This window comes from Methylobacterium sp. GC_Met_2 (assembly GCF_026540795.1).
In the GTDB taxonomy this organism is placed as follows: Bacteria; Pseudomonadota; Alphaproteobacteria; order Rhizobiales; family Beijerinckiaceae; genus Methylobacterium.
This window is the reverse complement of sequence record NZ_JALNUM010000043.1, coordinates 1-16,923: the sequence shown is the minus strand read 5'-3', so window position 1 is coordinate 16,923 and position 16,923 is coordinate 1. Positions and strand designations below refer to the sequence as shown.

General features: G+C 67.9%; 16 protein-coding genes. 10 read left to right on the top strand and 6 right to left on the bottom strand.

Annotated elements, in window-relative coordinates; all coding sequences use genetic code 11:
- Positions 1-513 carry a CreA family protein gene (locus tag OXS49_RS15965; protein WP_244008172.1) on the top strand — a complete coding sequence of 171 codons (513 nt, stop codon included), beginning with the start codon at positions 1-3 and terminating at the stop codon, positions 511-513.
- 29 nt (positions 514-542) lie between these two features.
- On the opposite strand, the gene OXS49_RS15960 is transcribed toward OXS49_RS15965, so the two are convergent.
- Positions 543-890 carry a hypothetical protein gene (locus tag OXS49_RS15960; RefSeq protein ID WP_244008170.1) on the bottom strand — a complete coding sequence of 116 codons (348 nt, stop codon included), beginning with the start codon at positions 888-890 and terminating at the stop codon, positions 543-545.
- A gap of 287 nt (positions 891-1,177) precedes the next feature.
- Here OXS49_RS15960 and cysS point away from each other — a divergent pair, with 287 nt between their 5' ends.
- Both cysS and OXS49_RS15950 read left to right on the top strand, forming a co-directional pair.
- Complete coding sequence (gene cysS, locus OXS49_RS15955) at positions 1,178-2,569, top strand: cysteine--tRNA ligase (RefSeq protein ID WP_267425572.1); 1,392 nt, start codon at positions 1,178-1,180, stop codon at positions 2,567-2,569.
- Positions 2,570-2,659: 90 nt separating this feature from the next.
- Positions 2,660-3,421: a trypsin-like serine protease gene (locus OXS49_RS15950; RefSeq protein WP_267425569.1), complete on the top strand. Its 762-nt coding sequence runs from the start codon at positions 2,660-2,662 to the stop codon at positions 3,419-3,421.
- A gap of 88 nt (positions 3,422-3,509) precedes the next feature.
- Here the strand turns inward: OXS49_RS15950 and OXS49_RS15945 are convergent, their stop codons facing one another.
- Positions 3,510-4,211 (bottom strand): response regulator transcription factor, encoded by a 702-nt coding sequence (locus OXS49_RS15945; RefSeq protein WP_244008164.1) that lies wholly within the window; start codon positions 4,209-4,211, stop codon positions 3,510-3,512.
- Between the two features lie 417 nt (positions 4,212-4,628).
- On the opposite strand from OXS49_RS15945, the gene fliI reads away from it, so the two are divergent.
- From fliI to OXS49_RS15930, 3 genes are all read left to right on the top strand, one after another.
- The gene (gene fliI / locus OXS49_RS15940) at positions 4,629-5,981 is read left to right on the top strand and encodes a flagellar protein export ATPase FliI (RefSeq protein ID WP_244008162.1); all 1,353 of its coding nucleotides are present in this window, start codon (positions 4,629-4,631) and stop codon (positions 5,979-5,981) included.
- A gap of 61 nt (positions 5,982-6,042) precedes the next feature.
- Positions 6,043-6,450: a flagellar export protein FliJ gene (fliJ, locus tag OXS49_RS15935; protein WP_267425564.1), complete on the top strand. Its 408-nt coding sequence runs from the start codon at positions 6,043-6,045 to the stop codon at positions 6,448-6,450.
- A 137-nt stretch (positions 6,451-6,587) separates the two neighbouring features.
- Entirely contained in the window at positions 6,588-7,655 is a 1,068-nt protein-coding gene (locus tag OXS49_RS15930; protein ID WP_267425562.1) for a lysylphosphatidylglycerol synthase domain-containing protein, read from the top strand.
- A gap of 119 nt (positions 7,656-7,774) precedes the next feature.
- Here the strand turns inward: OXS49_RS15930 and flhA are convergent, their stop codons facing one another.
- Positions 7,775-9,913: a flagellar biosynthesis protein FlhA gene (flhA, locus tag OXS49_RS15925; RefSeq protein ID WP_267425560.1), complete on the bottom strand. Its 2,139-nt coding sequence runs from the start codon at positions 9,911-9,913 to the stop codon at positions 7,775-7,777.
- 213 nt (positions 9,914-10,126) lie between these two features.
- Here flhA and OXS49_RS15920 point away from each other — a divergent pair, with 213 nt between their 5' ends.
- A complete protein-coding gene (locus tag OXS49_RS15920; RefSeq protein WP_267425559.1) occupies positions 10,127-10,705 on the top strand; it encodes a hypothetical protein in 579 nt (192 codons plus the stop codon).
- 22 nt (positions 10,706-10,727) lie between these two features.
- Here OXS49_RS15920 and OXS49_RS15915 read toward each other — a convergent pair whose 3' ends face one another.
- Positions 10,728-11,969, bottom strand: coding sequence for a capsule biosynthesis protein (locus tag OXS49_RS15915; RefSeq protein ID WP_244008153.1), 1,242 nt, complete (start codon positions 11,967-11,969; stop codon positions 10,728-10,730).
- A 136-nt stretch (positions 11,970-12,105) separates the two neighbouring features.
- The gene (locus tag OXS49_RS15910) at positions 12,106-12,759 is read right to left on the bottom strand and encodes an ABC transporter ATP-binding protein (protein ID WP_243925617.1); all 654 of its coding nucleotides are present in this window, start codon (positions 12,757-12,759) and stop codon (positions 12,106-12,108) included.
- Positions 12,760-13,057: 298 nt separating this feature from the next.
- Between OXS49_RS15910 and OXS49_RS15905 the strand changes: the two genes are divergently transcribed.
- The 3 genes from OXS49_RS15905 (at position 13,058) to OXS49_RS15895 (ending at position 16,106) form a co-directional block, all read left to right on the top strand.
- The gene (locus OXS49_RS15905) at positions 13,058-13,540 is read left to right on the top strand and encodes a PAS domain S-box protein (protein ID WP_267425557.1); all 483 of its coding nucleotides are present in this window, start codon (positions 13,058-13,060) and stop codon (positions 13,538-13,540) included.
- Positions 13,541-13,599: 59 nt separating this feature from the next.
- Positions 13,600-14,850 (top strand): formyl-CoA transferase, encoded by a 1,251-nt coding sequence (gene frc / locus OXS49_RS15900; protein WP_267425555.1) that lies wholly within the window; start codon positions 13,600-13,602, stop codon positions 14,848-14,850.
- A gap of 83 nt (positions 14,851-14,933) precedes the next feature.
- Positions 14,934-16,106: an HPP family protein gene (locus OXS49_RS15895; protein WP_267425552.1), complete on the top strand. Its 1,173-nt coding sequence runs from the start codon at positions 14,934-14,936 to the stop codon at positions 16,104-16,106.
- Positions 16,107-16,109: 3 nt separating this feature from the next.
- On the opposite strand, the gene OXS49_RS15890 is transcribed toward OXS49_RS15895, so the two are convergent.
- Positions 16,110-16,805 carry an esterase gene (locus OXS49_RS15890; protein WP_267425549.1) on the bottom strand — a complete coding sequence of 232 codons (696 nt, stop codon included), beginning with the start codon at positions 16,803-16,805 and terminating at the stop codon, positions 16,110-16,112.
- Between the last annotated feature and the right edge of the window lie 118 nt (positions 16,806-16,923).

The following is a 16,923-nucleotide window of genomic DNA, read 5'->3' as shown; positions in this document are numbered from 1 at the left end:
ATGTTGTTTCGGAGTCTCACCTATGTTGGCGTTCTGGCGCTCGGGATGGCGGCAGCGGGCCCCGCGGCATCCCAGGAGCCGGACCGGATTTTCGACAAATCGACGGTCTGGCGCCCGCTGACGCCGAACGACAAATTGGTCGTCTACGGCATCGATGATCCGGTGGTGGCGGGTGTCGCCTGCTGGTACACGCAGCCCGAGAAGGGCGGGATCAAGGGCACGCTGGGTCTGGCCGAGGATGTCTCGGATATCTCGCTGGCCTGCCGCCAGACCGGACCGGTCACCTTCAAGGGTAAGCTGAGCCAGGGCGAGGTGGTGTTCAGCGAGCGCCGTTCGCTGATCTTCAAATCGATGCAGATTGTGCGCGGCTGCGACGCGCGGCGCAATACGCTGATTTATATGGTCTATTCCGACAAGGTGATCCAGGGCTCGCCGAAGAACTCGAGCTCGGCGGTGCCGCTCGCCCCATGGGGCACGGAGCCGGCACCGAAATGCGCGGACGCCATGAAGTAGGGTGGGCTCCCGCGGTCGGTCTGTGACTGTCAGTCCTGGCAGGTTATCCGGATCGGCCGCTCCAGCGGAGTCGAGACCGGCTGGCTGATCGCGCCGGTATACTCGTCGGCGGCGGCGATGCCGTAGGAGTTGGCCGCGGCGTAGCCCTGCGCCTCGCACCACGCATTGGCGACGACTTGGCCGCAGCTGCTTCCTGGCGTCGTCAGGCAGTCGCCGACGCCGTAGCCGTCGCTCGAGGGGATGAGGAAGGTCTTCTCGACGTGGCTCGGCGCCTTCACGGGCGTCTCGCCGTCGCTGCCGGCCAGCGCGGCATGCGCAAGACCTGCGGTGGCGAAAGCCGTGACGAGGGCGAGAATACCGATTGCCGAGCGACGCATCGAGGGTCCTTGAGCACAGGAACTGCGGCGTGAGGTTTGTGGCCCGGACGGTCCGACGCCGCGGTTAAGGAAGCCTTACCCGCAGGATGCGAGTGCCTTCTCGAATTCCTCACGCTTTTGCGTTAGCCCCATCGCGCGGGCCGCGCCGTCGCGGCGATGCAACAGGATGCCGTGACGGCACCGTCCGCAGCGCCACGTTTCGGCCGTTCTTGGCCGCGTGGGCCCCGTAGGCCTCTGAAGGCAGGCTCGTTTTCGTCGGCGGTCGCGCCGGAAGGAGAGTTGGATTCATGGCGCCGATGTTGCGGCTCTACAACACGCTGACCGGCGCCAAGGAGAGCTTCGCGCCGATCGATCCGGAGCATGTCCGCATCTACGCGTGCGGCCCGACGGTCTACGATGCCGCCCATATCGGTAACGCCCGGCCGATCATCGTCTTCGACCTGCTGTTCCGGATGCTACGTCACCTCTACGGGACCGCGCACGTGACCTACGCCCGCAATGTCACGGACGTGGACGACAAGATCAACGCGCGAGCGGCCGAACGCGGCATCACCATACGCGAACTCACCGACGGGACGCTGGCACAGTTCCACCGCGACGTGCGCGACCTCGGCGTGCTGATGCCGGGTGACGTGAACGTGGCCGGCGAGCGTCCCCGCTTCATCGAGCCCCGCGCCACCGATCACATTGCCGAGATGGTTGCGATGATCGAGGCGCTGGTCCGCTCCGGCCACGCCTACGTGGCGGCGGGCCATGTCCTGTTCGATGTGCCGTCGATGCCGGAGTACGGCGGGCTTTCGAAGCGCCCCCTCGACGAGATGGAGGCCGGTGCCCGGGTCGAGGTCGCGCCTTACAAGCGCTCGCCCCTGGACTTCGTGTTGTGGAAGCCCTCGAAGCCCGGTGAGCCGTCCTGGCCGTCACCGGCCGGGATCGCCGAGCCGGGGCGTCCGGGCTGGCACATCGAGTGCTCCGCCATGTCGGCCAAGCACCTGGGGCAGACCTTCGACATCCACGCGGGCGGGATCGACCTGATCTTCCCGCATCACGAGAACGAGGTGGCGCAATCGCGCTGCTGCTTCGATACGCCCGTGATGGCCAATGTCTGGCTGCACAACGGCTTCCTCCAGGTGGAGGGGGAGAAGATGTCGAAGTCGCTCGGCAATTTCGTCACCATCCGCGACGTGCTGAAGGACTGGCCCGGCGAGGTGGTGCGGCTCACGATGCTGAAGACGCACTATCGTCAGCCGATCGACTGGACGTTGCGCGGGCTGGAGGAATCGAGCCGGGTGCTCGACCGCTGGTACAACGCCGCCGGGGATGCGCCGGTGGCGCGCGACATCCCCGACACGGTCGTCGACGCCCTGTGTGACGACCTCAACACGCCGGCAGCGATCAACGAACTGCATCGGCTCGGTTCGGAGGGGCAGTCCGCCGCGCTGCGCGCTGGCGCGAACCTGTTTGGCCTCCTTGCGCGCACCCGCAGCGACCGGGAGCAGGACGCGGTCGCCGCCTCCGGCGTCGATGTCGCGGCGGTCGACGCATTGATCGCCGAACGACGCGCGGCCCGAGCTGCCAAGGATTGGGCGGCCTCCGACCGGGCGCGCGACGCCCTGGCCGCGATGGGCGTGGCCGTCAAGGACAACAAGGACGGCACGACCACGTGGACGGTGGCGCGCTGACGTTTCGGCCGCGTCCTCGCGCCTGCTTGCCGGGGCGCTTGCGGGCAGCATCTGTCAGGCAGGACAGTAAGCCGGAAAAGGGATCCGCACGTGACCATCATCGGAACCCTTGGGTGGCGCCTCACCCGCGCCGGATCGGTGTTCGCGCTCGGGCTTGGCTTGGCCGGGCCGGCCGCAGCGATCCAAGGCGGCGCGCCGGCCGGGCGGGACGCCCTGGCGCAGGCCACCGTCGCCGTCGGCACGATCACCCAGCCCGAGGAGGCGCTAAAACTCACCCGCTGCACCGGAATCCTCATCGCGCCGGACCTCGTTCTCACGGCGGCGCATTGCGTGAACGGTGATCCCCTCGGCGCGCTGGTTGTCTTCTTCCGCGGCACCGAACCGGCGCAGCCGGTCTATGGCGCGCGGGTCGCGGCCCGCTACAGCCCCGATCCGGGGGAGATGCTGCCGAACGCCGCCCCCGACGTGAGCCTCGCCGACCTCTCCCTCGACCTCGCGGTGCTGCGCCTCACCGAGCCGGCGCGCGGCCGTCGGCCAATCGCGCTGGCGGCCGATGCGGGGCGCGTTCCGAAGACCCTGCGGATCGCCGGGGCTGGCCTGTCGGGGAACGGCGTCGGGCGCCTGCGCACGGCGACGCTGACGCCGCTGGCCGCCAGCAGCACCGGGCTGACCATCGCGCAGGCCCAGGGCGCCCGGGTCTGCTTCGGAGATTCCGGTGGGCCGGTCGTGGCGCAGGACCGGCGTGGCCTCTACGTCTGGGGCGTCGCCAGCGCGGTGATCAGCCGGGCCGCGCCGTGCGGCAACTACGTGGTGATCGCGCCGGCCGCGCAGGTTTTTTCAAAAGGGCGCTGAAGTTTCGGAGTCGCGCGCCCGTCAAAAACGCGAAAACCCCGCGCGGCCGGACCGCACGGGGTTTTTCCGGATCGGATTGCCTGGCGGATCAGACCGCCATGCGCTCTTCGCTGTCCATCGGCTCGCGCAGCACGTAACCGCGGCCCCAGACGGTCTCGATGTAGTTCTTGCCCGAGCTGGCGTTGGCGAGCTTCTTGCGCAGCTTGCAGATGAAGACGTCGATGATCTTCAGCTCCGGCTCGTCCATGCCGCCGTAGAGATGGTTGAGGAACATCTCCTTGGTGAGCGTCGTGCCCTTCCGCAGCGAGAGGAGTTCCAGCATCTGGTACTCCTTGCCGGTCAGGTGAACCCGGGCGCCGCCGACCTCGACGGTCTTCTGATCGAGATTCACGATCAGGTCGCCGGTGGTGATGACCGATTGGGCATGGCCCTTCGAGCGGCGCACGATGGCGTGGATCCGCGCCACCAGCTCGTCCTTGTGGAACGGCTTGGTGAGGTAATCGTCCGCCCCGAAGCCGAGACCCTTCACCTTATCCTCGATGCCGGCCATGCCGGAGAGGATCAGGATTGGCGTCTTCACCTTCGCGACCCGAAGGTTGCGCAGCACCTCGTAGCCCGACATGTCGGGCAGGTTCAGATCGAGGAGGATGATATCGTAGTCGTACAGCTTGCCGAGATCGATACCTTCCTCACCGAGATCGGTGGTGTAGGTGTTGAAGTTCTCGGACTTGAGCATCAACTCGATGCTCTGCGCAGTCGCGCTGTCGTCCTCGATCAGAAGTACCCGCATCGTCGGTCCCCAGCCCCGCCGGCCGCATCAGCGCGCAGACACGTCCCGTCGTTCGCCCGCCACCGGCCTGTGGACGGACGCCTCGTCGCTCTTGACGTGGGACGCTATGGATTAATCGTTAACAAAACCTGGTTCCCGACCGCAAGCGCTTCATTCGCCAATCTGCGAGCTTGACCGGAGAAAGAAGGCTCCTCCGGCCCCGTCCGGGACCGTGATTCTGCTTCGCTTGCGACCGGGGCGTCCGCCCCGGCGGTCTAAGTACTTCTCACGAAACGCTATGGTCCGAGCTGTGGTTCACCGGACACAGCGCCCGGATTCGTGGAGCTTGACCGTGAACCTCTGCTGGACCGAGCCGCTGCGTGCTCGTGGGTCGCAGTGTTAAGGAGGCCGGTAAACGAAGCGTTGAGAGCGCGGCTCATGACACAGGATTCGGCAAGATCCGTTTCCTCCCTCGCGGCGGCGCAGGCCGCGCTGGAGCGCGTGGAGGTGCTGGAGACCTTCGGCCGGGTCGTGGCGATCCGCGGCCTGCTGGTGGAGGTCGCCGGCCCCGTGGCGGCGATGCGGCTCGGCGGGCGGATCGACGTCGAAGGCGCGAACGGCCACGGGTTGGTCCCCTGCGAGATCATCGGCTTCCAAGGCGACCGGGCGCTGGCCATGCCGTTCGGGTCCCTGGAGGGTGTCCGCCGCGGCTGCCCGGCCTTCGTGCGCGACGAGGCTGCGGGGGCGATCCGCCCCTCGGGCGCCTGGCTCGGGCGCGTGATCGACGCCCTGGGGCGACCGGTCGACGGGCTCGGGCCCCTGCCGCAGGGACCGGACATCTATAGTCTGCGGGCCGACCCGCCGCCCGCCCATGCCCGGACCCGGGTCGGCGGCCCGCTGGATCTCGGGGTCCGCTGCATCAACACCTTCCTGACCATGTGCGCTGGCCAGCGGATGGGCATCTTCGCAGGGTCCGGCGTCGGCAAGTCGGTGCTGCTCTCGATGCTTGCCCGCTACACGGCGGCCGACGTGGCGGTGATCGGGCTCGTGGGCGAGCGCGGGCGGGAGGTCCAAGAGTTCCTGCAGGACGATCTGGGTGCCGCCGGCCTCGCGCGCTCGGTCGTGGTGGTGGCCACCTCCGACGAGCCGGCCCTCATGCGCCGCAACGCGGCCTACGTGACGCTCTCGGTGGCGGAGCATTTTCGCGATCAGGGTGCCAAGGTGCTGTGCATGATCGATTCGATCACGCGCTTCGCCATGGCCCAGCGGGACATCGGCCTCGCGGCCGGCGAGCCGCCCACCGCCAAGGGCTACACGCCGACGGTCTTTTCCGAACTGCCACGCCTGCTGGAACGCGCTGGCCCGGGCGTCGGGCAGGGCACGATCTCGGCGCTTTTCACGGTGCTGGTCGAGGGCGACGACCACAACGAGCCGGTGGCCGATGCGGTGCGCGGCATCCTCGATGGGCACATCGTAATGGAGCGGGCCATCGCCGAGCGGGGACGCTACCCGGCGATCAATGTGTTGCGCTCGGTCTCGCGGACCATGCCGCGATCCTGCGATCCGGCCTACCTGCCGGTGGTGCGGCGGGCGCGCCGAGTGCTCTCGACCTATGCCGATATGGAGGAGCTGATCCGGCTCGGCGCCTACCGCGCCGGCTCATCCCAGGAGGTCGACGAGGCCGTGGCGCTCATGCCTCATCTTGAGGCTTTTCTTGGGCAGGGTAAGGAAGAAGCAACGTCCATCAGCGATGGTTACGCACGGCTCGGTCAGATCGTCGGCGGGGCCTAGGGGCACGGGCCAGGCGCGATCCTCGGCACGGCCTTGAGCGTTGCGTGGAGTGAGCGTCCTGATGAAATCGCGTGACACGCTGATCCGCCTGCGCCGCTTCCAGGTCGATGAGAAGCGCCGGCGTGTGACCCAGATCGAGATGATGATGGCCGACTTCCAGCGCATGGCGGTGGAACTCGACCGCGAGGTCGCCGTCGAGGAGACCCGCGCCGGCATCACCGATGTGGGCCACTTCGCCTACCCGACCTACGCCCGCGCGGCGGCCACCCGCCGGGACAACATGCGCCAGTCCGCCCAGGCCCTGGAGGGCCAGCTCGCGGAGGCCAAGGCCGAGCTCGGCGAGGCCTTCGAGGAGTTGAAGAAGGTCGAGATCCTGAACGATCGCGAGCGTACCGCCGAGCGGGCCGCGGAATTGGTCCGCGATCAGGCCGCGATGGACGGGATCGGACTGAACCGCGCCCGCGGCTGATGCGATCGGCCCCCGAGCCGGTGCGTGGCACGAAACCGTCATGATCAGCTGACAAGGGGGCCCCTTGGTGGCGTCACGCCGCTTGCAGGGCGCCGCGTGACGGCGCATCAGGGGCTATCCCCGGGGCGTCGGTATTCATGAAGAAGATCAGCGAGTTCATCTGGCCGCTCATCGGCCTCGCCGCCGTCGTCATATCGGGCTATTTTCTCTACCAGGAATTGAAGTCGACCTCGCTGTCGGCGATCTGGGCCGCAATCCTGGCGATCCCGCCGCATCGGATCATGCTCGCGGCACTCTCGACGCTGGTCGCCTACGCGGCACTCGCTTGGTACGACCGAATCGCACTGCTGCATTTGGGCGTCCGCCACATCTCGTTGTTGTTCGTCTCGCTCTGCTCGTTCACGACCTACGCGCTCTCGCACAATATTGGCGCTTCGGTCTTCTCGGGCGCCCTGGTGCGCTACCGGGCCTACACCGCCAAGGGCCTCACCGCCGCTCAGGTCGCCGTGCTGGTGGCGCTCTGCTCCTTCACCTTCTTCCTGGGCACGATCCTGCTCGGCGGCTTCACGCTCGTCGTCGATCCGCACCTGCTGTCGCGGCTCGACGGCAAGCTGCCGGGCTTCCTCACCGATCCGAAGGCCGCACTAAGCGTCGGCATTGGCATGCTGGCCTTCGTCGGCCTGTACGTGATCGGATCGATCCTGCGGCTGCGCCCAATGCACATCCGCTCGTTCAAGCTGGAATACCCGCGGCCCGGCATCATGGCCCGCCAGCTGCTCGCGGCGCCGCTGGAGCTGCTGGGTGCGGCAGGCATCATCTACTTCGCGCTTCCCGACGCGATGAATCCGGGCTTCATCCCGGTGCTGGCGATCTTCCTGGCTTCGTTCTCGGTCGCGCTCGCCTCACACGCCCCGGGCGGTCTCGGTGTGTTCGAGATCGTGTTCATCACAGCGATGCACATCACCGACGAGGCGCAGAAGGACGCGATCATCGCGGCGGTGATCATCTTCCGGATCTTCTACTTCTGGATCCCCGCGCTGATCTCAGTGGTCGTGGTGATCGCGTTCGAGCGGTCCAGGCTGGCGGCGGCGATCGGCTCCGCGGCGCACGGACCGAAGGCGACCGTGGTGCCGGATCCGCCGGTCGTGGCCCCGGGGCTCAATCCCCATGAGCTGGAGCGGGAATTGAAGCAGAAGGCGATCTGAGGCGGGTCAGCGGGGAGGGCACGTCGAGCGCCGCCTCTCCCTCCGCCTCTGCGGGGGAGGGTCCCCCCGAAGGGGAAGGGGAAGCGAGTCGGACCGGCAGCGCCTCTATTTCCTCTCGCTCAGATCGAACTCACCGTCCGCAGCCGTGCGCGCGGGTGGATCTCGGCCTGGCTCATCACCGGGGTCTCCCGGCGGAACCGCTCGATGATCGAACGCACGAAAGGTCGCGTCTGCGCCGAGGTCACCAGCACGGGCATCTCGCCCTGCCGCGCCGCCGCCTCGAAGCGGTCGCGCACCGCCGTGACGAATTCGCTGAGCTTCGAGGGCTGCATCGCAAGGTAGCGCTCCTCCCGCTCGCCGACGATCGATTCCAGGAAGGCCTGCTCCCAGGCCGGCGACAGGGTGATGATCGGCAACGCGCCGTTCTGATCCTGGTACTGGGCGCAGATCTGGCGCCCGAGCCGGGCACGGACATGCTCGACCACGTCGCGGGGGTTCTTCACGCCGCCCGCAACCTCGGCGACCGCTTCGACGATCGCCCCGAGATCGCGGATCGAGACGCGCTCGGCCAGGAGGAACTGCAGCACCCGCTGAATGCCGGTTGTGGAGATCTGCGACGGCACGATCTCCTTGAGCAGGTCGGTGTGATCCTTCGACAGCTCGCGCAGCAGCTTCGAGACCTCGACATGGTTCAGGAGCTCGGAGACGTGGGCCTTGATCAACTCGGTGAGGTGCGTCGAGACCACGGTGGCGGCGTCCACCACCGTGTAGCCCTTGAGCTGCGCCTGATCCCGCAGCGCTGCGTCGATCCAGGTCGCCGGCAGGCCGAAGGTCGGCTCCAGCATGTGCTGGCCCGGTAGCTGGACCTGCCCGCCCATCGGATCCATCGCCATGAACTGGCCGGGGAAGATCCGGCCGGTGCCGGCCTCGATCTCCTTCACCCGCACCACGTAGGTGTTGGCGTCGAGCTGGACGTTGTCGAGGATGCGCACCGAGGGCATCACGAAGCCCAGTTCGGCGGCGAGCTGGCGGCGCAGGGCCTTGATCTGGTCGGTGAGGCGGTCCTGGCCCTCGCCGTTGACGAGGGCGAGCAGCGCGTAACCCATCTCGAGCTTCAGGTCGTCGAGCTTGAGCAGATCGGTGACGGTCTCCTCCTTCGCGGCCGCGACCGCCTTCGCGTCGATCGGCGCGCCCTCCGCATCCAGCGGTGGTGCCTCCTTGGCGGTCTTGTTGATCCGCCACGCCGCGTAGCCGGCGCCGCCGCCCAGCAGCAGGAATGGCAGCATCGGCATGCCGGGCAGGAGCGCGATCAGCAGCATCACCGCCGCCGACATGCCGAGCGCCTTCGGATAATGGGCGAGCTGCTTGCCCAAAGCCTTGTCGGCCGCGCCCTTCACGCCCGCCTTGGAGACCAGCAGGCCGGCGGCCGTGGAGACGATCAGGGCCGGCACTTGGCTCGCGAGGCCGTCGCCGATGGTGAGCAGCGTGTAGCTCTTGGCGGCGTCGCCGAAGCTCAGGCCCTGCTGCGCCACGCCGATGATGATGCCGCCAACCACGTTGATGAAGGTGATCAGCAGCGCCGCCACGGCGTCGCCGCGCACGAATTTCGAGGCGCCGTCCATCGCGCCGAAGAAGGAGGATTCCTCTTCGAGCGCCGAGCGGCGGGCCTTGGCGGCCTTCTCGTCGATCAGCCCGGCCGAGAGGTCGGCGTCGATCGCCATCTGCTTGCCGGGCATCGCGTCGAGGGTGAAGCGCGCCGCGACTTCGGCGATGCGGCCCGAACCCTTCGTGATCACCACGAAGTTCACGATGATCAGGATCGCGAACACGATGATCCCAATCACGAAATTGCCGCCCATGACGAAGTGCCCGAAGGCCTCGATCACGTGGCCGGCCGCCGCCGTGCCCTCGTGGCCGTGGCCGAGGATCAGGCGGGTCGAGGCCAGATTCAGGGCCAGCCGCAGCATCGTGGCGATGAGCAGCAGCGTCGGGAAGACGGTGAATTCCAGCGGGTTGTCGATCGACAGCCCGGTCATCATGATCAGCACCGAAATGATGATCGAGACCGCCAGCAGCAGGTCGAGCAGCATCGCGGGCAGTGGGAAGATCAGGACCGCGAGGATCCCCAGCACGCCGGTGGCGAACAGGAGGTCCGAGCGCTTCGACAGGGCCTGCATGTCGCCGCGGGTCGGCAGCGCGAACTGTCCCAGGATCGCCGCCGGGCCCATCCGTGTCGGCGCGCTCGCCGTGTCCGCCATCGATCCCACCCGTCGCTGCCTGTCCAGACGCGTTCCCCGCAGCGAACCCGGCAAGATCTGCCGGGTGGATGGTTAGCGGCCCGTTAAGACGAGAGCGGCCGGAGTCGGGAACCGGGCGCGCCTCTGCCGCTTGACCGGTCGGTGAACGCAACCGCCCGGCACCGGCCCCGCCGTATCCCGCCCGCGGCGTCGCCACCGATCCGGGAGATACCGATGGCTGCACGCGCGCTGACCGCCCTGTTCGACGATTACGAGGCTGCCGCCCGAGCGGTGGATCAACTCGAGGCCGCCGGCTTCGCCCATGGCGACATCAGCATCATCTCGAACCGAACCGACCCCGAGGGCGCCGCGCTGCCGCCGATCGACCAGGCGCACGAACCGGACGAGGCGGTCGATTCGGCCGGCACCGGCGCGACGGTCGGAACGGTGCTGGGTGGCGGTGCAGGCCTGCTCGCCGGCCTCGGGCTCCTCGCCATTCCCGGCCTTGGGCCGGTGGTGGCGGCGGGCTGGCTCGTGGCAACCGTGACGGCCGCGGGCGTCGGTGCCGCCGCCGGCGGGCTGATCGGGGGGCTGACCGGAGCCGGGTTGAGCGAAGGCGAGGCCGAGACCTACGCCGAGGGCGTGCGACGCGGCGGTACGCTGGTGACGGTCCGGGCCGACGAGACACGGGCCGACCGCGCGTTGAGCATTCTCGCCCAGGCGGGCTCGATCGATCTCGACGAGCGCGCCGAGGGCTGGCGCGCGCAGGGCTGGACCGGCGGCACGGTCGGTACGACCAGCGCAGATCGTTGAATCGAGCCGCCGCGGCGCAGCTTCAGGCCATCATCTTCCGCGCGAACATGGCGGCGGCGAACAGCACCGCCGCGCCTGCCGTGACGAGGCTGATCATCAGGAGACGCCGGGGCTCGGTCGAGGATTCGGCCCGCACCGGCTCCACGATCGGGCTGAAGAACTCGATCTGGCGGGCCGCGATCATCCGGGAACGCTCGTAGGCCGTCAGCACCTGCTGATAGTACTTCTCGGCGTTCTTGCGATCGTTCTCCAGGGCCTCGAATCGCGTCAGCGCATCCGAAAGAAGGCGCTTCTGCTCCGGATCCTGGCTGGCGGATTGCCGCTCGATCCGCGCGATGTTCTCGTCGAGATCCTTGATCTGCTGCTTGATGTCGATGATGCGGCGGGATTCGGGGCCGAGATCCCGCTGGCCGATGGCGAGCTGGACCGCAAGGTTGATCCGCGCAGAGCGCAACTCAGCGATCATCTTCAAATTGATTTCGTTCGACTTCTGGGCGTCAAGCACGCCTTCGCGGTTGCGCAGGTCGCGCATCGCGAGGCGGATCTTGGTCATCCGCTCCTCGGCGAGCTTCAACTCCCGGGTGCTCTCGGCCACCGCATCCTCGCGCGCCTTCACGCTGAGGTCGTTCACCATCCGCTCGGCCTCCTTCATCACGGCCTTGGCGATGGCGAGGGAATGATCCGGGTCGAACGCTTCGACGGTGACCGCCATGATCCCGGAATTGGGCTCGATGTCGATGTCGACGCGCCGCTTCCAGTAGCGGAGGAATTTCTCGATCGGCTTGCTCGGGTCGAAACGCGAGACGTAATCGATGCTGTCGCTGCCGAACCATTCGCGCAGTGGCAACTGTGTCTCGAGCGATTCCAGCATCGGCCGGCTGACGATGTATTCCTTGGTGATCAGCGTATCCTGAGCGACCATCTGGCTCGGAACGCCGGCGCTGGTTCCCACCGAATCCGGTGCCGCCTTGTCGGCCGTCCCGATGGCCGGCCGGATCGCGAATCGTGCCTCGGTGACGTACCGGTCGGAGGCGATCAACCCGTAGTAGATGGCTCCGGCCAGCGTCGGCAGCACGAAGCAGACCACGAACAGGATCGGGATCCAGGGGTCGTTCTTGACGTGGCTCTGATAGGAGCGGATGCCCTTCTTGCGATCGGCGAAGCGCGACATCCGCGCGATCTGCCGCAGCGACTCGGTGATCGCCTGCTGGCGTTCCGCGGTCGTGACCGGCTGCCCCTCGGCTTTCCGGATCTCCATATTCATGGCTTGATTCCTGGCCTCCTCGGCCCTGACGGTCGATCCGTCCGGAAGCACCCGGCCGCACAGCGGCGCACGCGTCCGGATCGTCTCTCACGCAGTCACGGCAAAAGCATGTCCGCCAACGGCGGACGGCGTCGCGTCACGCGTTGAGGCGCCGGTAGACCTCGATGGCGTCGTTCACGTCCTCGTAGATGATCGCCCGGCCGTTGAGCAGCACAAGGCCCTGCGAGCACCATTGCCGGATCGTCTCCATGGAGTGCGAGACCATGATGATGTCGGCGTTCTTGCGACGTTGGGAGAAGACCTCGTCGCAGCGCTTCGAGAAGCGCGCGTCGCCCACGGAGGTGATCTCGTCGATCAGGTAGCAGTCGAACGGGATCGCCATGCTCATGCCGAAGGCGAGGCGCGCGCCCATGCCGGACGAGTAGGTGTAGATCGGTACGTCGAGGTAGCTGCCAAGCTCCGAGAAGTCCTCGACGAAATCCAGCACCTTTCGCGGGTCCTCGCCGTAGATTCGGGCCACGAAAATCACGTTGTCACGGCCGGTCATCTTTGGGTGGAAGCCGCCCGCGAAACCCAGCGGCCAGGAAACCCGCAGCCCGCGATAGATCTTGCCCCGGGTGGCATCTTCCGTTCCGGCGATCAGCCGCATCGTGGTCGATTTTCCGGCACCGTTGATGCCGAGGATCCCATAAGAAATGCCTGGCTTCAGGGTGAACGAGGCCTGTTCGAGGATGGTCCGCTTGTGACCGTCCGTGCGGTAGACCTTGCTGACTTTCTCGAAGCGGATCACCGGATGAACTCCAGGGCGGGGTGCCGAACCGCCGGTCCGAGCTGTCGGCTGCGGCGCTCCTGCGCGTCGAAAGCGGCAAATCTGAGAACACGATAGGCCGGACCGGCCCCGCATCCGGCCTCGACGAGCGCATGCGCCGGAATACAGAACGGGTTGGAATGAAAGTGCAGCTCTCCGCGTGCCGTTGACGCCATTCCACATATGGCATACCAAATACCAACGGTGCGGGGCGGTAAATTGCCGTCGCCACACCGGTAAGCCGGAACTTTAGCTCCAAGTCCGGAGAGAAAGGCCGCCCATGACGCATGCCCCGCTGCCACCGATCCCGCACGGGGCGGCCAGCACGACGACAGGGTCAGGATCCGCGCTTGCGAGTCTCGTTGCGGCCATCGGCGACGCGGTCGTCGTCGCCGATCCGGAGGGTCTGATCACCGTCTGGAACCCGGCCGCCGAGCGGATCTTCGGCTACTCCGCCACGGAGGCGCTCGGCCAGACGCTCGACCTGATCACGCCCGAACGGCACCGCCGTCGCCACTGGGACGGCTACGCCAAGACGATGCGGACCGGGACCACACGCTACGGCGCAGAGACCCTGAGGGTGCCGGCCATCCGCAAGGACGGAAGCCAGCTCTCCATCGCCTTCACGGTGGGAATGGTGCGGGACGCCGCCGACCGGGTGACCGGGATCGTGGCGGTGATCCGCGACGAGACCGAGCGCTGGACGGAAGAAAAGCGGCTGCGCCAGCGCGTGGCCGAGCTCGAAGCCACCGTGCCGGCCTGACCGGGCCCGCCGCGCATCGCCTTCACCGAAACGCCCAACATTCCAAGGGAGGACGCCCCATGAGCAAGCCGCTGGAAGGCATCAAGATCATCGATTTCACGCACGTTCAGGCCGGACCGGCTTGCACGCAGCTCCTCGCCTGGTTCGGCGCCGACGTGATCAAGGTCGAGCGCCCCGGGTCCGGCGACGTGACCCGCACGCAGCTGCGCCACGTCGAGGATGCCGACGCGCTCTACTTCACGATGCTGAACTCCAACAAGCGCTCGCTCACCCTCGACACCAAGACCCAGGCCGGCAAGGAAGTCCTCGAGAAGCTGATCCAGGATTCCGACGTCATGGTCGAGAATTTCGGCCCTGGCGCGCTCGACCGGATGGGCTTCTCCTGGGCGCGCATCCAGGCGCTGAACCCGGGCATGATCCTCGCCTCGGCGAAGGGGTTTTCCGACGGCCACCATTACGAGGACCTGAAGGTCTACGAGAACGTGGCCCAGTGCGCGGGCGGTGCCGCCTCGACCACGGGATTCTGGGACGGGCCGCCCACCGTCAGCGCCGCCGCGCTCGGTGACTCGAACACCGGTATGCATCTGGCCATCGGTATCCTCACGGCCCTCCACCAGAAGAACAAGACCGGCACCGGCCAGAAGGTCGCCGTGTCGATGCAGGACTCGGTGATCAACCTCTGCCGGGTGAAGCTGCGCGACCAGCAGCGCCTCGACGCGCTGGGCTACCTCGAAGAGTACCCCCAATACCCCCACGGCGAGTTCTCCGACGTGGTGCCGCGTGGCGGCAACGCGGGCGGCGGCGGTCAGCCGGGTTGGGTTCTGAAGTGCAAGGGCTGGGAGACCGACCCGAACGCCTACATCTACTTCACGATCCAGGGCCACGCCTGGGCACCGATCTGCAAGGTGCTCGGCAAAGAGGAGTGGATCTCCGATCCCGCCTACAACACCCCGCGGGCCCGCCAGGACAAGATCTTCGACATCTTCAAGACGATCGAGGACTGGCTCGCCGACAAGACCAAGTTCGAGGCGGTGGACATCCTGCGCACCTACGACATTCCCTGCGCGCCGGTGCTGTCCATGAAGGAGATCGCCGAGGACAAGTCCCTGCGCGAGAGCGGCACCGTGGTCGAGGTGGCGCATCCGAAGCTCGGCACGTACCTGACGGTCGGAAGCCCGATCAAGTTCTCCGACATGACGGTCGAGGTGAAGGCTTCGCCCCTGCTCGGCGAGCACACCGACGAGGTGCTGGCAGACCTGGGCTACACGCAGGAGCAGATCCGGGCCATGCACGAGGCCCGCGCAGTCTGATAGGGACCGGCCGCCCTCTGTGATCCTGAGACAGGACGGCGTCGCCGCGGCGCCGTCCTATCCATGTGTGAGCCTCCGACCCGATGCGTGCGTTCCTCAGTCGTTTCCTGCCGGAGCTGACCCCGGTCAGCACGCGCGAGCGCCTGCGCTCCGCCGCGGGCGCCCTGGTGGGCATCCTGGCGACCGGCCTCGTCTGCCGGGCATCCGCCCCGGCCGAGGCGCTGCCGATCCTGATCGCCCCGATGGGCGCCTCGGCGGTGCTCCTCTTCGCCGTGCCGGCGAGTCCCCTGGCGCAGCCCTGGTCGATCCTCGGCGGCAATCTGGTCGCCGCTCTGGTCGGCGTCACGGCGGCGGCCTGGATCGCCGATCCGTTCGTGGCTGCGGCCTGCGCCATCGGGGTGGCGATCGCCCTGATGATGCTTCTGCGCTGCCTGCATCCGCCCAGCGGCGCCGTGGCACTGACGGCGGTGCTGGGCGGCCCGGCGATCCGGGCACTGGGCTACGGCTTCGTGCTCTGGCCGGTGGCGGTCAACTCGCTGATCCTGCTCGCCACCGCCCTGCTGTTCAACAACCTGACCGGGCGCACCTACCCGCACCTGCGCCCGGCCGGGCCGCGGACGGCCGATCCGCCGTCCGACGCCCGGGTCGGGTTCCGGGCCTCGGACCTCGACGCCGCGCTGGAGGATTTCGACCAGCTGCTCGATGTCGATCGCGGCGACCTGGAGCAGATCCTGCGGCGGGTGCAGATGCGGGTCTATGGCCGCCGCTCGGGACCGATCGCCTGCGCGGCGATCATGTCGCGCGACGTGATCGCGGTGGCGCCGGATGCGTCACTGGACGAAGCCATGCGGCTGTTGCGTCGCCACCGGATCAAGGCGCTGCCGGTCACCGACGAAGGTGCGCGCGTCCTCGGCATCGTCACGCAGACCGATCTCCTCGACAAGGCCGCCTGGGACCGGGCCGGGCCGCGGCTCGGCCTCGGCCGCCGCCTACGCCTGACCGCCGAGCGGGGCAGGGCGCCCCATGGCTGCGCCGCCGACATCATGAGTGCCGTCGAGCCGGTCGCTCCCGATACACCCATCGCCGCTCTGGTGCCGCGGATGTCGGAGGCGGGGCTCCATCACCTGCCGGTGATCGACGCAGACGGCCGCCTCGTCGGGATCGTCTCCCAGACGGACCTGATCCCGGCGCTCCTGTCCCAGGCCGATGCGCCCGAGGAACCGATCCGCACGCCGGCCCAGGCTGCCCTGGCCTGAGCTTCAACGGGCGTCGGACGTATCTGCCAGGAAGAACGCGACGGCCTGCGCCACCACGGCCGGCTGATGTGCGTGCGGCCCGTCATACTCGACAGACGTGACTGGGTAGCCGGCCTCGCGCAGCGCCGGGACGTGGACCCGGGCGCTGCGGTCGATGGGGATCTGCGCGTCCTGCGTGCCGTGCGACAGGAAGATTCGTGGCGCGCCGACTTGCAGGTGCGCCGACAGGAAGCCCGCCGACGCCACGATCAGGTGGCTCGCCACGTCGCCGTTCGCGAGCCCGAGCGAGAGGGTGTAACTGCCGCCGTCGGAATGGCCGGCGAAGCAGAGGTGCTGGGGGTCGAGGAGGAATCGGTCCGCCACGGAGCCGAGCGCCGTCGCGACCCGCTCGCGGTCCGGCCCGTGACCGGCGATGACGATGTCCCAGGTCGGGAACAGCGATTGCGGGGCGAGGAGCAGGAATTTTTCGGCGTGGGCGTGCCGCTCGAGCATCGGCAGGATCCGCTCGGCGCTGCCGCCGCCGCCGTGGAACAGCACCACCAGGGGGCAGGGCCGGCGCGGATCGAGACCCTCGGGGACCACCAGCACCGCGTCGCGCTCGGAGAACAGGCCGAGGTCATGCCGGCCCGGGGGGAGGGGCTGCTGGGTGGGCAGGCGGTGGCGGAAGTCCAGGCGGCCGGCGAGGTCGGGATCGATCATGGCGGGATGTCGCTGGGTTAGGGCCGAGGTCGCTCGAAGCTGTCAGGCCAGGAGCGACGGCATCCGCCTTTCTCCCTCCCCCGCAGGGGCTACCGGATCCACACTTTTCTGCCGGACG

What these genes read in the sequence shown, in the direction of transcription:
- OXS49_RS15915 (WP_244008153.1), bottom strand. Translation starts at nt 11,969, where the DNA reads ATGAATATGGAGATCCGGAAAGCCGAGGGGCAGCCGGTCACGACCGCG.
- OXS49_RS15890 (WP_267425549.1), bottom strand. Translation starts at nt 16,805, where the DNA reads ATGATCGATCCCGACCTCGCCGGCCGCCTGGACTTCCGCCACCGCCTG.
- fliI (WP_244008162.1), top strand. Translation starts at nt 4,629, where the DNA reads ATGACACAGGATTCGGCAAGATCCGTTTCCTCCCTCGCGGCGGCGCAG.
- OXS49_RS15920 (WP_267425559.1), top strand. Translation starts at nt 10,127, where the DNA reads ATGGCTGCACGCGCGCTGACCGCCCTGTTCGACGATTACGAGGCTGCC.
- fliJ (WP_267425564.1), top strand. Translation starts at nt 6,043, where the DNA reads ATGAAATCGCGTGACACGCTGATCCGCCTGCGCCGCTTCCAGGTCGAT.
- OXS49_RS15895 (WP_267425552.1), top strand. Translation starts at nt 14,934, where the DNA reads ATGCGTGCGTTCCTCAGTCGTTTCCTGCCGGAGCTGACCCCGGTCAGC.
- OXS49_RS15960 (WP_244008170.1), bottom strand. Translation starts at nt 890, where the DNA reads ATGCGTCGCTCGGCAATCGGTATTCTCGCCCTCGTCACGGCTTTCGCC.
- cysS (WP_267425572.1), top strand. Translation starts at nt 1,178, where the DNA reads ATGGCGCCGATGTTGCGGCTCTACAACACGCTGACCGGCGCCAAGGAG.
- OXS49_RS15905 (WP_267425557.1), top strand. Translation starts at nt 13,058, where the DNA reads ATGACGCATGCCCCGCTGCCACCGATCCCGCACGGGGCGGCCAGCACG.
- flhA (WP_267425560.1), bottom strand. Translation starts at nt 9,913, where the DNA reads ATGGCGGACACGGCGAGCGCGCCGACACGGATGGGCCCGGCGGCGATC.
- OXS49_RS15945 (WP_244008164.1), bottom strand. Translation starts at nt 4,211, where the DNA reads ATGCGGGTACTTCTGATCGAGGACGACAGCGCGACTGCGCAGAGCATC.
- OXS49_RS15965 (WP_244008172.1), top strand. Translation starts at nt 1, where the DNA reads ATGTTGTTTCGGAGTCTCACCTATGTTGGCGTTCTGGCGCTCGGGATG.
- OXS49_RS15930 (WP_267425562.1), top strand. Translation starts at nt 6,588, where the DNA reads ATGAAGAAGATCAGCGAGTTCATCTGGCCGCTCATCGGCCTCGCCGCC.
- frc (WP_267425555.1), top strand. Translation starts at nt 13,600, where the DNA reads ATGAGCAAGCCGCTGGAAGGCATCAAGATCATCGATTTCACGCACGTT.